The 12,588-nt window shown below is 59.1% G+C and carries 13 protein-coding genes; 4 read left to right on the plus strand and 9 right to left on the minus strand.

Annotation, left to right across the window (positions count from 1 at the left end):
- The 3 genes from ACRAUW_RS03360 to yciA all read left to right on the plus strand — a co-directional run.
- Positions 1–280, plus strand: a 280-nt coding sequence (locus tag ACRAUW_RS03360; RefSeq protein WP_431361153.1) for a hypothetical protein, incomplete at its 5' end; no start/stop codon positions are given.
- Positions 281–411: 131 nt separating this feature from the next.
- Positions 412–1,260: an NAD-dependent epimerase/dehydratase family protein gene (locus ACRAUW_RS03365; RefSeq protein ID WP_431361154.1), complete on the plus strand. Its 849-nt coding sequence runs from the start codon at positions 412–414 to the stop codon at positions 1,258–1,260.
- A 59-nt stretch (positions 1,261–1,319) separates the two neighbouring features.
- Entirely contained in the window at positions 1,320–1,724 is a 405-nt protein-coding gene (gene yciA / locus ACRAUW_RS03370) for an acyl-CoA thioester hydrolase YciA (RefSeq protein ID WP_005337875.1), read from the plus strand.
- Here the strand turns inward: yciA and ACRAUW_RS03375 are convergent, their stop codons facing one another.
- On the minus strand, positions 1,725–1,949 hold the full coding sequence (locus ACRAUW_RS03375; protein WP_431361155.1) for a hypothetical protein: 225 nt from the start codon (positions 1,947–1,949) through the stop codon (positions 1,725–1,727).
- 106 nt (positions 1,950–2,055) lie between these two features.
- On the opposite strand from ACRAUW_RS03375, the gene ACRAUW_RS03380 reads away from it, so the two are divergent.
- On the plus strand, positions 2,056–2,901 hold the full coding sequence (locus ACRAUW_RS03380) for an endonuclease/exonuclease/phosphatase family protein (RefSeq protein ID WP_431361156.1): 846 nt from the start codon (positions 2,056–2,058) through the stop codon (positions 2,899–2,901).
- Positions 2,902–3,023: 122 nt separating this feature from the next.
- Here ACRAUW_RS03380 and ACRAUW_RS03385 read toward each other — a convergent pair whose 3' ends face one another.
- The 8 genes from ACRAUW_RS03385 to ACRAUW_RS03420 all read right to left on the minus strand — a co-directional run bounded on the left by ACRAUW_RS03385 (position 3,024) and on the right by ACRAUW_RS03420 (position 12,367).
- Positions 3,024–3,320, minus strand: a complete 297-nt coding sequence (locus tag ACRAUW_RS03385) for a GrxA family glutaredoxin (RefSeq protein ID WP_223849348.1) — start codon at positions 3,318–3,320, stop codon at positions 3,024–3,026.
- A gap of 94 nt (positions 3,321–3,414) precedes the next feature.
- Complete coding sequence (gene dacB / locus ACRAUW_RS03390) at positions 3,415–4,854, minus strand: D-alanyl-D-alanine carboxypeptidase/D-alanyl-D-alanine endopeptidase (RefSeq protein WP_431361157.1); 1,440 nt, start codon at positions 4,852–4,854, stop codon at positions 3,415–3,417.
- Between the two features lie 115 nt (positions 4,855–4,969).
- On the minus strand, positions 4,970–6,730 hold the full coding sequence (locus ACRAUW_RS03395; protein ID WP_431361183.1) for a DEAD/DEAH box helicase: 1,761 nt from the start codon (positions 6,728–6,730) through the stop codon (positions 4,970–4,972).
- 114 nt (positions 6,731–6,844) lie between these two features.
- Positions 6,845–7,882, minus strand: a complete 1,038-nt coding sequence (locus ACRAUW_RS03400) for an HlyD family secretion protein (protein ID WP_431361158.1) — start codon at positions 7,880–7,882, stop codon at positions 6,845–6,847.
- A gap of 3 nt (positions 7,883–7,885) precedes the next feature.
- Complete coding sequence (locus tag ACRAUW_RS03405; RefSeq protein ID WP_127006840.1) at positions 7,886–8,224, minus strand: DUF3302 domain-containing protein; 339 nt, start codon at positions 8,222–8,224, stop codon at positions 7,886–7,888.
- A gap of 209 nt (positions 8,225–8,433) precedes the next feature.
- A complete protein-coding gene (locus tag ACRAUW_RS03410; protein ID WP_431361159.1) occupies positions 8,434–9,855 on the minus strand; it encodes a carbon starvation CstA family protein in 1,422 nt (473 codons plus the stop codon).
- Positions 9,856–9,995: 140 nt separating this feature from the next.
- Positions 9,996–10,700 (minus strand): two-component system response regulator BtsR, encoded by a 705-nt coding sequence (gene btsR, locus ACRAUW_RS03415; RefSeq protein WP_431361160.1) that lies wholly within the window; start codon positions 10,698–10,700, stop codon positions 9,996–9,998.
- The gene (locus ACRAUW_RS03420; protein ID WP_431361161.1) at positions 10,697–12,367 is read right to left on the minus strand and encodes a LytS/YhcK type 5TM receptor domain-containing protein; all 1,671 of its coding nucleotides are present in this window, start codon (positions 12,365–12,367) and stop codon (positions 10,697–10,699) included. The genes btsR and ACRAUW_RS03420 overlap by 4 nt, the downstream gene beginning before the upstream one ends.
- Positions 12,368–12,588 lie beyond the last annotated feature (221 nt).

Raw genomic sequence — 12,588 nt, forward strand, 5'->3', positions numbered from 1 at the left:
TATTAATGTAGCTAATCCAAGACTGCTGGATGCAGTAATTAGTAAGCGTGCAGGTAGTCAAGAACTATTGGAGTCTCTCCAAATGTCTGAAAGTTCAAATTACTCTGATAAGTATGCTATTGAGCGCTTGGCTGCAGTGATAGAGTTTGATCTCGCCTCGGAGGAACGTAGGAAGGTCATGCAGGATACCAGATTGGTAGAGTTCAGATTCGGACGGTTGCCGAGTCAAGTATTCGACTATTTCTATCGACTTTTAAACAACATTCAACCTGTGCGATGAGTTACACAGTTAGTAATTCGAGATATGTCGTTTAGAAGGAAAATGCTTTTAGACATATGTGGCCAAGGCTTTCTTTTCCTTTCAAGGCAGGTAAGCTGCGGGGCAAATAGCGTCAAGCAGGAGAAGGGACGATGACAGAGCAACATTTCGCCGGGACGATCGGCATTCTGGGGGCAGGGTGGCTGGGGCTACCGCTGGCGCGGGCCCTGCTGGCGGCAGGCAAGCAGGTGGCGGTGACGGTCAGCAGCGCCGAGAAGGCGGCCCGTTTGCAGGGGGAGGGGATCGCTGCCCATCCGCTGACCATCTCTGCCAACATGGGCTCTGCCGAGATGCCCGTAGCTGATCAACAAGCGCCGTGGCCCATCCCCTGCGAGAGTCTGGTGATCTGCGTACCGCCCAGCAAGACCGATGACTATCCGCAGGCGGTGGCAAAGGCCTGTCAGCTTGCCAAAGCGAGCGGCACCCGGCGAGTGCTGTTTGTCAGCGCCACCTCGGTATGGGGCGCAGGGCAGCAGGAGGGGGAAGAACCCCAACCCCGCCATGCCCGTGGCGAGCGGATGCTGGCGGCGGAGCAGGCGGTGCTGGCGGCCGGTTTCGAGGCGGTGATGATAGTGCGCCCCTCCGGCCTTTATGGCCCGGATCGCCACCCCGGCCGTTTCCTGGCGGGCAAGACTCTCGATGGCGGCGCTCAGTCGGTCAATCTGGTTCATCTGGACGATGTTGTGGCGGCCTGCATCTTGCTGCTGGAGCGGGGCAAGGACGGGGATGTCTTCAACCTGAGCGCGCCGGTGCATCCGCGCCGCGAGCAGTTTTATCCCTTTGCGGCCCGCCAGCAGGGGCTACCTGCGCCTGTCTTTATCGAGCCTGCCGGTGAATTTCAGCCCATCGACGGTCAGCTGATTTGCCAGCAGATGGGATTCAACTATCGCTGGCCCGATCCGGCCCACTGGTTTGCCGAGCTCGCCGCCTCGGGCAATTGAGGTTTGCCAAGGGGGTGATCGCCCCCTATCATGCCGCCATCCATGAGAGAGAGGCGGTAATGATGGTAGATACAAAACGTCACCCCGATGGGGAGTTGTTGCTGAGAACCCTGGCAATGCCAGCCGATACCAACCCCAATGGCGACATCTTTGGTGGCTGGATCATGTCCCAGATGGATATAGGTGGGGGCATTATGGCCAAGGAGCTGGCAAAAGGACGTATTTGTACCGTATCCGTCGAAGGCATGACCTTTCACAGTCCGGTCAAGGTGGGCGATGTGGTCTGCTGCTACGGCCGCTGCATGAAGATCGGCCGCAGCTCCATGAAGCTCAAGCTGGAGGTGTGGGTCAAGCCGGTACTGCGGGAAAACGATGCCCAGCGCTACTGCGTGACCGAGGGGATCTTCACCTATGTCGCCATCGACGAGCAGGGCAAATCCCGCCCGGTTCCGGTGAGTGCCTGATTAAATCAGCCGGGCATTGATGATGGATATTTCCTGCTCAAGCCCGGTTTTTTGCCGTATCATGCGTTCCAGCATCTCTTCCGAGCCCACATATTGCAGGGTGTCAAACAGGCAGAGATCGCATTGAGGGTCCCGTCTTATCTGATAGACGGTGGACAGCTCCACTTGATGACAATTTCCTTGTTGATCATAAAACGTCACGTTGTACCGAAGTTCTCTCGCCATTGACAGGCTCCTTCTGGTTGGGTGGAACAGGGACTATCAGCTTAGTCGGCGTGGATGACGTTTGTGATGGTCGCAACAAAAAGCAAAGGCGGGCGGTTGTTAGCCGATGAAAAATAGTTATCGCATTCTTGGTACCTCCCTGCTGACCCTGGGGTTGGTAGGCTGTTTCGAGGTTCCGGATCAGAACCATCTGGTCACAGCTCAAGGGATTGTGCCGGGTATCGACTGCCAGCGTCCGCCGCTGGTGGCGCTGGCGACCACGGCGCTGCCCCGTGAATTCGGCATCACGGTCTGGAACCTCTATAAGGGACAGCGCAAGAACTGGCGTGAAGGGATGGACAGTTATGCCAAGGGGCAGGATCTGGTGCTGCTGCAAGAGTCTGCCACCCGTCCCGACATGCTCGACTGGCTGCGCGCCGGTGATTTCCAGTGGCAACAGTTGCAGGCCTTCACCCAGGGCGGCGTGTCGTTCGGGGTGATGACGGTAGCCAAGACCCCGCAGGCGTTCGTCTGTGGCGTGCGCTCCCCAGAACCCTTGCTGCGCATCCCCAAATCCGGGCTGGTGAGCCTCTATCCGCTGCAGGGCGATCCTGACGGCGTGATGGTCATCAATATCCATGCGGTCAATTTCGAGCTGGGGATGGCCACCTTCCGCGAGCAGCTCAACGATCTGACTGCCTTGGTGCGCCGTCATCAGGGGCCGGTTATTCTGGCCGGTGATTTCAATACCTGGAGCGACAAGCGCCAGTTCTGGTTAAGCAAATTGGTGGACGAGCTGGGCCTGCAAGAGGCCGTGCCGGTGCCTGATCTGCGCCGCACCGCCTTCGGTCGCCCGCTGGATCACCTCTACTACCGCAATCTGGACCTGGTCGAGGTGAGTTCACCGGCCACCGACAGTTCGGATCACAACCCCATCATTGCGCGCTTTGCCGCTCAGTCTGTGACTCCCTGACCCCAGTCTGTGGCTCCCTACAAGGGATGGTGCGAGTTCCGCGTATAAAAAATCCGGCGCCTGATGGCGCCGGATTTTTTATATGCTCTGGCGGTCAACCCGCTCGGGATGACCCGCAGGCATTACTGGTAGAGACCCAGATTCGCTTTGGCGTAGGCTTCAAAATCAGTGCAGCCACCGATGTGCTGCTCATCCAGGAAGATCTGCGGCACGGTATTGACCGGCTTGCCGGCGCTCTTGGCCAGATCTTCTTTGGTGATCCCTTCTGCATGGATATCCACGTAGCGGAATTTGAAGTCATCGCGCTGTTCGGTCAGCTGCTCGGCGATCTGTACGGCACGGACACAGTAGGGGCAACCCGGGCGACCAAAAATCACTGCAAACATATTTTCTCTCCGTTTTTTAAGCCGTTTATGTATGGCCGTTGATATGAGGCAGGCAACAGCATAGCCCTGCCTCGTGGCGACTTGAAGCCGAAATTATCGATACCCTGATTCGAGTGGGCCTATTGGCTCAGCTCTCATCGGCGATCTGGATCGGCTGCTGCTGATAGATGCTCTCCAGCACCCCCTTCTCGAATACGGTCCAGGGCCACGGCGCCTTGCTGGCACGGTAGCGCTCATGGGTGGCCGGATCTTGGGACAGGCCGCGCTGGAACATCACGAACGCCTTGCGCTGGCCGCCTGCCGTGTCGATAAAGCCCACCAGATTGGAGGTGCCGGTGATGGTGCCGGTCTTGGCATGCACCTTGTTCTTCATCATGGGGGCGGTGACGCTGCGCCGCCACGCCAGGGTGCCATCCACCTGGGAGCTTGGCAGCAGCTTGATCAGGCCAAGCTCGGCATCATTTTTCTGGATGAAGTTCAGCACCGACATCATCTGACGGGCGCTGATGAGATTGTGAGCGGAGAGACCGGAGCCGTCTGCCAGAGTGGCGTTGCCCAGATCGATGCCGTTCTTGGTCAGGATGGCGCGCACCGCCATGGTGCCGCTGCGATAGCTGCCCGGCTTGTTGTAGTAGTGGCGGCCCACGGTTTTGAGGAAGGTATCGGCATAGAGGTTGTCCGATTTCTTCAGCATCTTGGCGAGCATTACCGGCAGGGAGACCGAGTAGTGGGTGCCGAGGGTCTCAGCCCCTTCAGGGGCCTTGTGAGTGACCCGCAGCAGGCCATCATGCTTGATACCGGCACGGTTCATCGCCCAGCGGATGTTGTCCCAGCCCCAGGCTTCCACGTCGTGGATGGCGAAACGCAGTCCCTGCGGCTCCTTGTTCGGGGTGATGCAGCCCTTGAGCTCGTAGAAGTTGCCCTTGGCCATGTCCACTTCCAGTGCGCAGAACTGGCGTGCCATGTCGCCATAGCTCATCACCTCCACGTTGTCGGCACCGATGCCGATGGGGACGCCGGTAGCCACATTGCCGACCGCCGGTTTGCCAATCTGGGTGGCAGTGATGGTGCCGTAGGCGCAGTTCTTGTCGATGATGACCGAGGAGACAGGAGCGGCGAAGCAGAGGGTCTGATCCCCCCACGACCAGCCGTTGCCGCGCTCGTAGCCGTTGTAGGCGCCGGTGTTGACGTAGACATTGCCCTTGATGCTGGTGACGCCGAGTTGCTTGAACAGGGCCAGCAGATCCATGCGGGAGAGGGTGGGGTCGCCGACGAAGTTGATCCAGATATCGCCGTTGATGGTGTCACCCTGTTTGGCACCGGGTTGGGCTTGAATGTCAGTGGCGAAGCGGAAATCGGCACCCAGCTCGAGGCGGGCCGCCAGCGCGGTGAGCACCTTCATGGTGGAGGCGGGGGCGATCATCTGATCCACGTGGCGGGCGAACTCGACGCCGTTATTGCCCTGCACCATGATGGCGTACTGGCCACCCTGAGGGGGCGTCAGCGGGGCGGCGTGAGCCGCCAGAGAAGAAAAGAGAGCACAAAAACCAATCAACAGCCGCTGCATAACATCCTCTAACGTGACGAAGGGGCCAGACCGATAGCACTGGCCCTGATAATTCAACCAGCCGATGCGGGATCGACGGGGGTAATGCAATTCATGCCATGTATGCCGGTCGCCATCACGCCAGCGAGTTGGCGGTGCGATAGCGACCCTCATAATCAAAAATCTTCTCTTTTATCTGCCAGAAGCGCCCCGATTTGCGGGCGATGACAAAATCCGGATGGCGAAACTGGCTTTGCGCGGCCAGCACGCTCGCCAGGGTGGCAAATTCGGGCTCCAGACCCGGGGCGGGCCAATGATGACGCACAAAGTGCTGTTGAAACAAGCGCCGCGCGCCCTCGGAGTGAAATCCGAAGTACTCATTGAGGGTGAGACCATCCTCATCGTGATAGATCACCTCCAGCCGCTCCCCCTGTCTGCCGCGTCCTGCGGTGAGGGTCAGCCCGGCGCAGCGGATCACCATGCAATCCTTGAGATTGAGCGCCTCTTTAAGCTTGTCGTCAGGGTCCACCAGCAGCTGATCGCAGCTCTGGCAGCGGCGGGCGGCAATGTCGTTCTCCGCGCCGCAGCAGGGACAGATCTTGGCGCGAAAGCGGTAGTCGCACTCCTCGCGGTTGCCCTCATCATCTTCAAACAGCCCCTGACAGCGGCGGCCGTAGTGCTCGATCACCTTGCCATCCTCGTCGGTCTTGCCCCAGAAGGTGTTGGCAAAACCGCAGGCAGGGCAGGGCACCTGCACCGGCTCTGTACCGGCGTGGGGGCGAGGCTCCCCCACTTCGGGGGCGAACAGGTTGAAGTTGTTGCCCGCATAGTCGAGCACCAGACAATCGGTCTTGCCCGGCGAGAGGCGCAGGCCCCGCCCGACGATCTGCTGATAGAGCGAGACCGACTCGGTGGGGCGCAGCATCACGATAAGGTCGACATGAGGGGCGTCAAAGCCGGTGGTGAGCACCGCCACGTTGACCAGAAACTTGAGCTCGCGCGCCTTGAAGGCGTTGATGAGGGCATCGCGCTCCGGCCCCGGCGTTTCGCCGGTGATAAGGGCTGCCTGCTGGCCTCTGGCACCCAGCAGACCGTGAATTTCACGGGCATGCTCGACAGTGGCGGCAAAGATCATCACCCCCTGCCGGTTGGCGGCATACTCCAGCACCTGACTCAGAATATGTGGGGTGACCCGCTCCTGCCGCTTTAGCTCGCCGTTGAGATCCGCCTCGCTAAAGAGGCCGTTCTCCCGCGGCACCAGCTTGCTGAAGTCGTAGTGGACTATGGGGGCATCCACCATGTGCGGCGGCGTCAGGTAGCCGTTTTTGACCATAAAGCGCAGGGGCAGCTCGAACACGCAGTCACCGAACAGTCGCTCACCGTGGCTTTTGACCATGCCGTGGTAGTGGCGCCGATAGATCCAGCCCAGCCCGAGCCGATAGGGGGTGGCGGTGAGGCCGAGGATCTTGAGGGCCGGATTGGCAGCCTTGAGATGGTCGATCACCTGATGGTACTGGCTGTCGTCATCCAGCGAGACCCGATGGCACTCGTCGATGATAAGCAGCGAGAACGCCCCGTCGAAGGCATCCAGATTGCGCGCCACCGACTGCACCGAGCCAAACACCACCTGGGCGCTCGCCTCCTTGCGATCCAGACCGGCAGCGAAGATATCGGCCTTGAGCCCCCACGCCTCGTACTTGGCGTGGTTCTGCTCCACCAGCTCCTTGACGTGGGCCAGCACCAGTACCCGACCACGCGCCTTGCGGGCCAGCTCGGCAATCACCAGACTCTTGCCGGCACCGGTTGGCAGCACCACCACGGCGGGATCCGGGTGTTTGCGAAAGTGGTTGATCACGGCGTTGACGGCGTCGGTCTGATAGGGTCTGAGAACGAACATGGGGGCGTGGAGTTTGGGCATGGTGCGGCGCAGGGTGGCGCCATTATAGGGTGCTTGCCGTCACAAAAACAGCGGGCCGGCATGATGCCGGCCCGCAGGGTGCTTGGGTGCTGATCAATGGAACGGGAAGATGTAGTTCATCCAGCTTGCCATGCGCAGCAGTACCTTGCGCATTACCGAGACGTGGTGGAAGTACTCGGTATAGACGGCGGCCTGGCCGCTGGCACCGGCAATCACCTGATACTTGGCCCACTCGGGGTCGGTGATGGAGATGAGCACTGGCATGCGGCCTGGGCGGATAGCGCTGGTCTGATCCAGCAGCATGGCGTTTGCCTGCACGTTACCGGCGGCGATGGCCGGGATCACTGCGGTCACCTTGCCCTTGAAGATCTTGCCGGGGATACCGTCGATCACCACTTCGGCCTCGTCACCCACCGCCAGACGCTGCATGCTGTTCTGCCAGAACCAGCCGACATAGGCGGTCTCATCCTTGTGGATGAAGGTCATCACCGGACGATACATGAAGGGGGTGGCGATCATGCCGGGACGCAGGGCCAGCTGCACCACATGGCCATCGCTTGGGGCATAGACCACGGTCTGGGCCAGCTGGTATTTGGCTTCATCGAGTTGGGCTTGCAGATCTTCCAGCATGGCGCGTTGCTGATCCATCTGGGCGGCGATCTCGTCCACACTCGCCTGGGTGACGTCGAGGTCGCGCTGCTTGCCGACGCCACGGCGCATCAGGTCGCTGGCGCGATCCCGGTCCAGCTTGGCGGAGCGCAGTCTGGCATCGATCGACTTGAGTTGATCCTTGTTGGCATTGAGCCGTGCAGTCAGGCTTTCCACTTTCAGTCTGAAAGGCTCGTCATCAAGGCGAAACAGTACGTCGCCCTTTTTCACCGGCTGGTTGGCTTGTACCGGCACCTCGACCACCCGGCCTTTGACCAGCGGCACAATCGGGGTTGAGAGGTAGTAGTTGCGCGCCATCTCGGAGTAGGGGTGGTTGTAGTTCATCAGCATGATGAGGGTGCCGATGAGCACGACGCCGCCGAGAGCTGCGGTCGGAACTGTCCACTTGTTGAGCGGGATCCGGAAGATTTTGAAGATGGCCACGCAGAGTGCCGTGTAGGTCAGGATCAGTAGCAGGTCCATGATTTATCCCTGTTGCTCTTGCTGTTCGATATGGTTGAGGCGGCCTTTCAGCTCGGCCAGCTCCTCTCTGAGGGCCGCGATATCATCTTCATCTTTTTGCAGGCGCTGGTTAAAGCCCCAGCCCCGATCGGGGCGATAGATGGTTGCCCAGATCCAGAGGAAGGGCCACAGCACATGCAGGGTAAACAAGCTGACCCAGCCGGCAACATGGATGGCATCCTGATGAGGGTGATTCCGATGTTTGGCGATTTCGTAAGGAATATCGTGGATCACGATGACTCCGTAGAAGATGACCAGCGCGACAAAGACGAGCAGGCCAAGGGCAAAGTAATCAAGGAACATGTATAACCTCCACTGGCTTTAAGCACAGCTTTATCATTAATTCATATATTCGGGAAATCAATTGAAAATCACATATTTATCGTCAGGCCACACGGAATCTTAAGGGCTTGTGCTGTATAGGAGCTTAAGGGAATAACGAGTTGTTTTATTGGTTTTTTGTCAATGTTAAAGGGGCCAGATGGCCCCTTTTTTATAACCGGATACCGGCATCACCCTTCGCTGGCATTGCTGACCAGCGGCTGGCGGAACTTCATCAGGAAGGCCACGGTAATGGCCGCCGTTGCTGTCAGGCCAATGATGGTGGAGATCCCCATCTCCAGTCCGAACCCGATGGGGGCATTGGCTAGATAGGTGAACACCACGGCAGTCATGAACATGGCGGGAATGGTGCAGACCCAGTGCAACTTGCCCTCTTTGATGAGGAAGGCGGCTGCGGCCCACAACATGATGACGGCGGTGGTCTGGTTGGCCCAGCCGAAGTAGCGCCAGATCACCCCGAATTCGGCCTTGGAGATGATGAAACCAAGGATAAACATGGGGATGGCGATTAGCAGACGCTTGGCCATCGGCTTCTGGGTCAGGTTCAGAAAGTCCGCCACAATGAGGCGAGCACTGCGAAACGCGGTATCACCGGAGGTGATGGGCAGGATCACCACGCCGAGGATGGCCAGAATGCCGCCCACTGTGCCGAGCAGGCTGGTGGAGACTTCGTGTACCACGGCAGAGGGGCCGCCATTTGCCAGGGTGGCGTTGAGCGCTTCGGGACTGTCGTAGAAGGAGAGGCCCAGGGTGCACCAGATAAGGGCGATGATCCCTTCACCGATCATTGCGCCGTAGAAGATGAAACGGCCGGACTTCTCGTTTTGCATGCAGCGCGCCATCAGCGGTGACTGGGTGGCGTGGAAGCCGGATACGGCACCACAGGCGATGGTGATAAAGAGCAGCGGCCAGAGCGGCAGTTCGGTCGGGTGCAGGTTGGAGAAGTTCATCCCTGTGTTGTAGAAGCCTTTGCCGGAGACAATCAGGCCAACGATGAGGCCGACCGACATGAAGACCAGCAGGGCGCCGAAGATGGGATAGAAGCGACCGATGATCTTGTCGATGGGGACTATGGTCGCGAGGATGTAGTAGGCAAAAATCGCCACAATCCAGTAGACCAGATCGGTGGAGGTGAGGTTGGCGAGCAGCCCTGCCGGGCTCAGCACAAATACCACGCCCACCAGCATCAGCAGCACCACGGCAAACAGGTTCATGAAGTGCTTGGCGGCGGTGCCCAGATGCTCACCGACCACGGTTGGCACAGAGGCCCCCTTGGCGCGTACCGACAGCATGCCGGAGAAGTAGTCATGTACCGCACCGGCGAAGATGCAGCCAAAGACGATCCACAGCATGGCGACCGGGCCGTAGAGGGCACCCAGGATGGGGCCGAATATGGGGCCGACACCGGCGATGTTGAGCAGTTGAACCAGATAGACTTTTTTGTCCGACATGGGGACATAGTCCACCCCGTCAGCCATGGTGATGGCGGGGGTTTTTCGCTCCGGTTTCGGGCCGAATATCCGTTCGATGAACTTGCCATAGATAAAATACCCGGCCACAAGTAAGCCGACACTGAGGAAGAACCAGATCATTGCTACGCTCCTGCATTGTTATGTTTTGATATGCATAGCGAGTCTAAAACGGTTGCTCCTCTCTGGCTGGTGAAACGGCCCGAGCGGCGCTTTGGCGTGCCGAGCGGTCAAAGGTTGTGATCCGGGGCACACTCCACGGCTCAGTCCAGCCCCAGCTGATCTTTGAGCTCCTTGAGATAGCGACGACTGACCGGCACCCGGGCGCCGCTCGGGGTGACAATCTCTGCCAGCTGGTTATCCAGCAGCCGGATCTCGAAGATGGCGTTGGGAGAGACCAGATACTGGCGGTGGCAGCGCAGCAGCGGGCTCTTTTCTTCCAGGGATTTGAGGGTGAGCTGGGTGTGGAACAGCTCGCCCTGACAGGCCACATGGACCCCGCCCAGATCGGAGAAGGCATATTCCACTTGCGCGATGGGCAGCAGCCTGACCCGATTGTGCAGATAGCCCGGAATATGTTCGATGGTGGGGGCCAGCCGCTCGATGGGCTGTGGGGAGATATCCTGCTTGAGGCGAGCGAGGGTCTTGGCGAGCCGGGCGGGCTCCACCGGTTTGAGCAGGTAGTCGAAGGCGTTCTCTTCAAATGCCTGAATCGCATATTCGTCAAAGGCGGTGACAAAGACGATGCGGGGCAGGGGGTCGAGCATGGCGACCAGCTCCATGCCGCTCAGCTTGGGCATCTGGATATCGAGGAACACCACGTCAGGCTTGAGCCGTTGAATAAGCGGCAGCGCCTCGATGGCGTTGGCCGCTTCTCCCACGAGCTCGATGGCGGGATCGCAGGCCAGCTGCAGCCTCAGCTCCTCGCGGGCGTAGTGTTCGTCATCGACAATCAGGGTGCGGATCATGGTTGCTCCTTGGGGATGGTGAACGAGACCCGGGTCCACTGCTCAGGCTCGCAGGCAATGGTCACGCCATAGCGCTCGCCAAAGGCGCTTTTCAGTCGCCGATCGACAATGGTCATGCCCAGACCGTCGCCAGCGGGGTGCGCTTGCCAGGTGCCTGCATTATCTTCCACATGGATGGTGACGCTGGTGGGATGCTCATCGGTCCAGAGGCGAATGCGCCCTTGCTCCAGCAGGGTCGAGACGCCGTGCTTGATGGCATTCTCGATCAGCGGTTGCAGGGTGAAGCTGGGCAGTCGCAGTGTGGCCAGATGGGGCGGGATCTCGTTTATCACCGTCAGCCGATCGCCAAAGCGGGCCAGCTCGATCTCCAAATAGGATTGGCAGTGCTCCTGCTCCTCTTGCAGGGTCGCAAGACCGCTCTGGCGTTTGAGGTTCTTGCGAAAAAACAGCGAAAGATGCAGCAGAAGGTCTCGCGCCTTGTCCGGATCGCGCCGGGTGATGGCACTGATGGTGTTGAGGGTGTTGAACAGAAAGTGGGGGTTGATCTGGGCCTGGATAAGTTTCAACTCGGACTGGACCAGCAGCCGCTGATGCTGCTCCAGCCGACCGGCCAGTAGTTGCTGTGATAGCAGGTTGGCAATCCCTTCCCCCAGGGTGTGGTTGATCTTGAGAAACAGCCGCTTCTTCGGCTCGTAGAGCTTGATGGTGCCGATCACTCCTTTGTCCCCCTGCAGCGGGATCACTAGCACCGAGCCCAGCTGGCAAGCGGGGGAGAGGCTGCAGCGATAGGGCTGGCTGTTGCCATCGGCAAACAGCACCTTGTTGTGGGCGATGGCCTTCATGGTGATGGCCGATGCAATGGGGGTGCCCGGCAGATGGTGATCTTCACCGGTGCCGATAAAGGCGAGGATCTTCTCGGTGTCAGTGATGGCGACCGCCCCTACGCCGGTCTCCTCCTGAATGATGCGGGCAATCTTGCTGCTCGCCTCTGGCGTAAAGCCCTGACTCATGATCCCCACGGTGCGGTTGGCGATATTGAGCGCCTTGGCGGAGAAGACCCGGGAGAACTTCTCATACATCCGCTGCTGGTCGCGGATCATGCTGATAAAGAGGGCGGCCCCGCAGGAGTTGGCCAGAATCATCGGGGTGGCGATGGTGCGCACCAGCAGCAGGGATTTGTCGAACGGGGTCGCCACCAGCAGGATGATCACCATCTGCATGATCTCGGCATAGAGGGTGGTAAAGAAGGCGATGCGTGGTTCAAACAGGGCATCCGTTCGCCCCGAGCGCATCAGGTGCCAGTGCACTATACCCCCGAGCAACCCCTCGCAGGTGGTGGAGATGGCGCAGGCGAGATCGGTAAATCCCCCCAGCGTATAGCGGTGCAGGCCGCCGGTCAGCCCCACCAGAAAGCCCACCTGTGGTCCCCCCAATAATCCCCCCAAGACGGCGCCGACCGCCCGGGTGTTGGCGATGGCATCGTCGATATCGAGGCCCACATAGGTGCCGAGGATACAAAAGCTGGAAAAGATGATGTATATCAGTATCTTGTGAGGTAGTCTCACGGAATAGTTAGCAAGCGGGCGCAGCAGCGGGCTTTTCGAGAAGAGATAGGCGATCACCAGGCTGACGCTCATCTGTTGCAGCAAGGAGAGGACCAACTGCATAAAAAACGCTCCTCATAAGCCAGCTGAAAAAATAGCCAGCTCGTGAATAAGTGTGATCAGGATCTTGTTCTGTTGGCCCAACTGGGCGCAACGGGCCGTCAGTTTGCCAGAACAAGTGGATAAAACCATATTAAATCAGCATGTTAAATTGATATTTGTGTAAGCGGCTGCAGGTTGATATTGATGGATGGAGCATGAATGTATCCGCTGGATACGCCACA

This window comes from Aeromonas sp., from assembly GCF_050633025.1.
GTDB lineage: Bacteria > Pseudomonadota > Gammaproteobacteria > Enterobacterales > Aeromonadaceae > Aeromonas.

Coding starts and splice junctions, on each gene's coding strand:
- ACRAUW_RS03410 (WP_431361159.1), bottom strand. CDS start 9,855: ATGATCTGGTTCTTCCTCAGTGTCGGCTTACTTGTGGCCGGGTATTTT.
- ACRAUW_RS03375 (WP_431361155.1), bottom strand. CDS start 1,949: ATGGCGAGAGAACTTCGGTACAACGTGACGTTTTATGATCAACAAGGA.
- ACRAUW_RS03365 (WP_431361154.1), top strand. CDS start 412: ATGACAGAGCAACATTTCGCCGGGACGATCGGCATTCTGGGGGCAGGG.
- ACRAUW_RS03405 (WP_127006840.1), bottom strand. CDS start 8,224: ATGTTCCTTGATTACTTTGCCCTTGGCCTGCTCGTCTTTGTCGCGCTG.
- btsR (WP_431361160.1), bottom strand. CDS start 10,700: ATGATCCGCACCCTGATTGTCGATGACGAACACTACGCCCGCGAGGAG.
- yciA (WP_005337875.1), top strand. CDS start 1,320: ATGATGGTAGATACAAAACGTCACCCCGATGGGGAGTTGTTGCTGAGA.
- dacB (WP_431361157.1), bottom strand. CDS start 4,854: ATGCAGCGGCTGTTGATTGGTTTTTGTGCTCTCTTTTCTTCTCTGGCG.
- ACRAUW_RS03395 (WP_431361183.1), bottom strand. CDS start 6,730: ATGTTCGTTCTCAGACCCTATCAGACCGACGCCGTCAACGCCGTGATC.
- ACRAUW_RS03420 (WP_431361161.1), bottom strand. CDS start 12,367: ATGCAGTTGGTCCTCTCCTTGCTGCAACAGATGAGCGTCAGCCTGGTG.
- ACRAUW_RS03400 (WP_431361158.1), bottom strand. CDS start 7,882: ATGGACCTGCTACTGATCCTGACCTACACGGCACTCTGCGTGGCCATC.
- ACRAUW_RS03380 (WP_431361156.1), top strand. CDS start 2,056: ATGAAAAATAGTTATCGCATTCTTGGTACCTCCCTGCTGACCCTGGGG.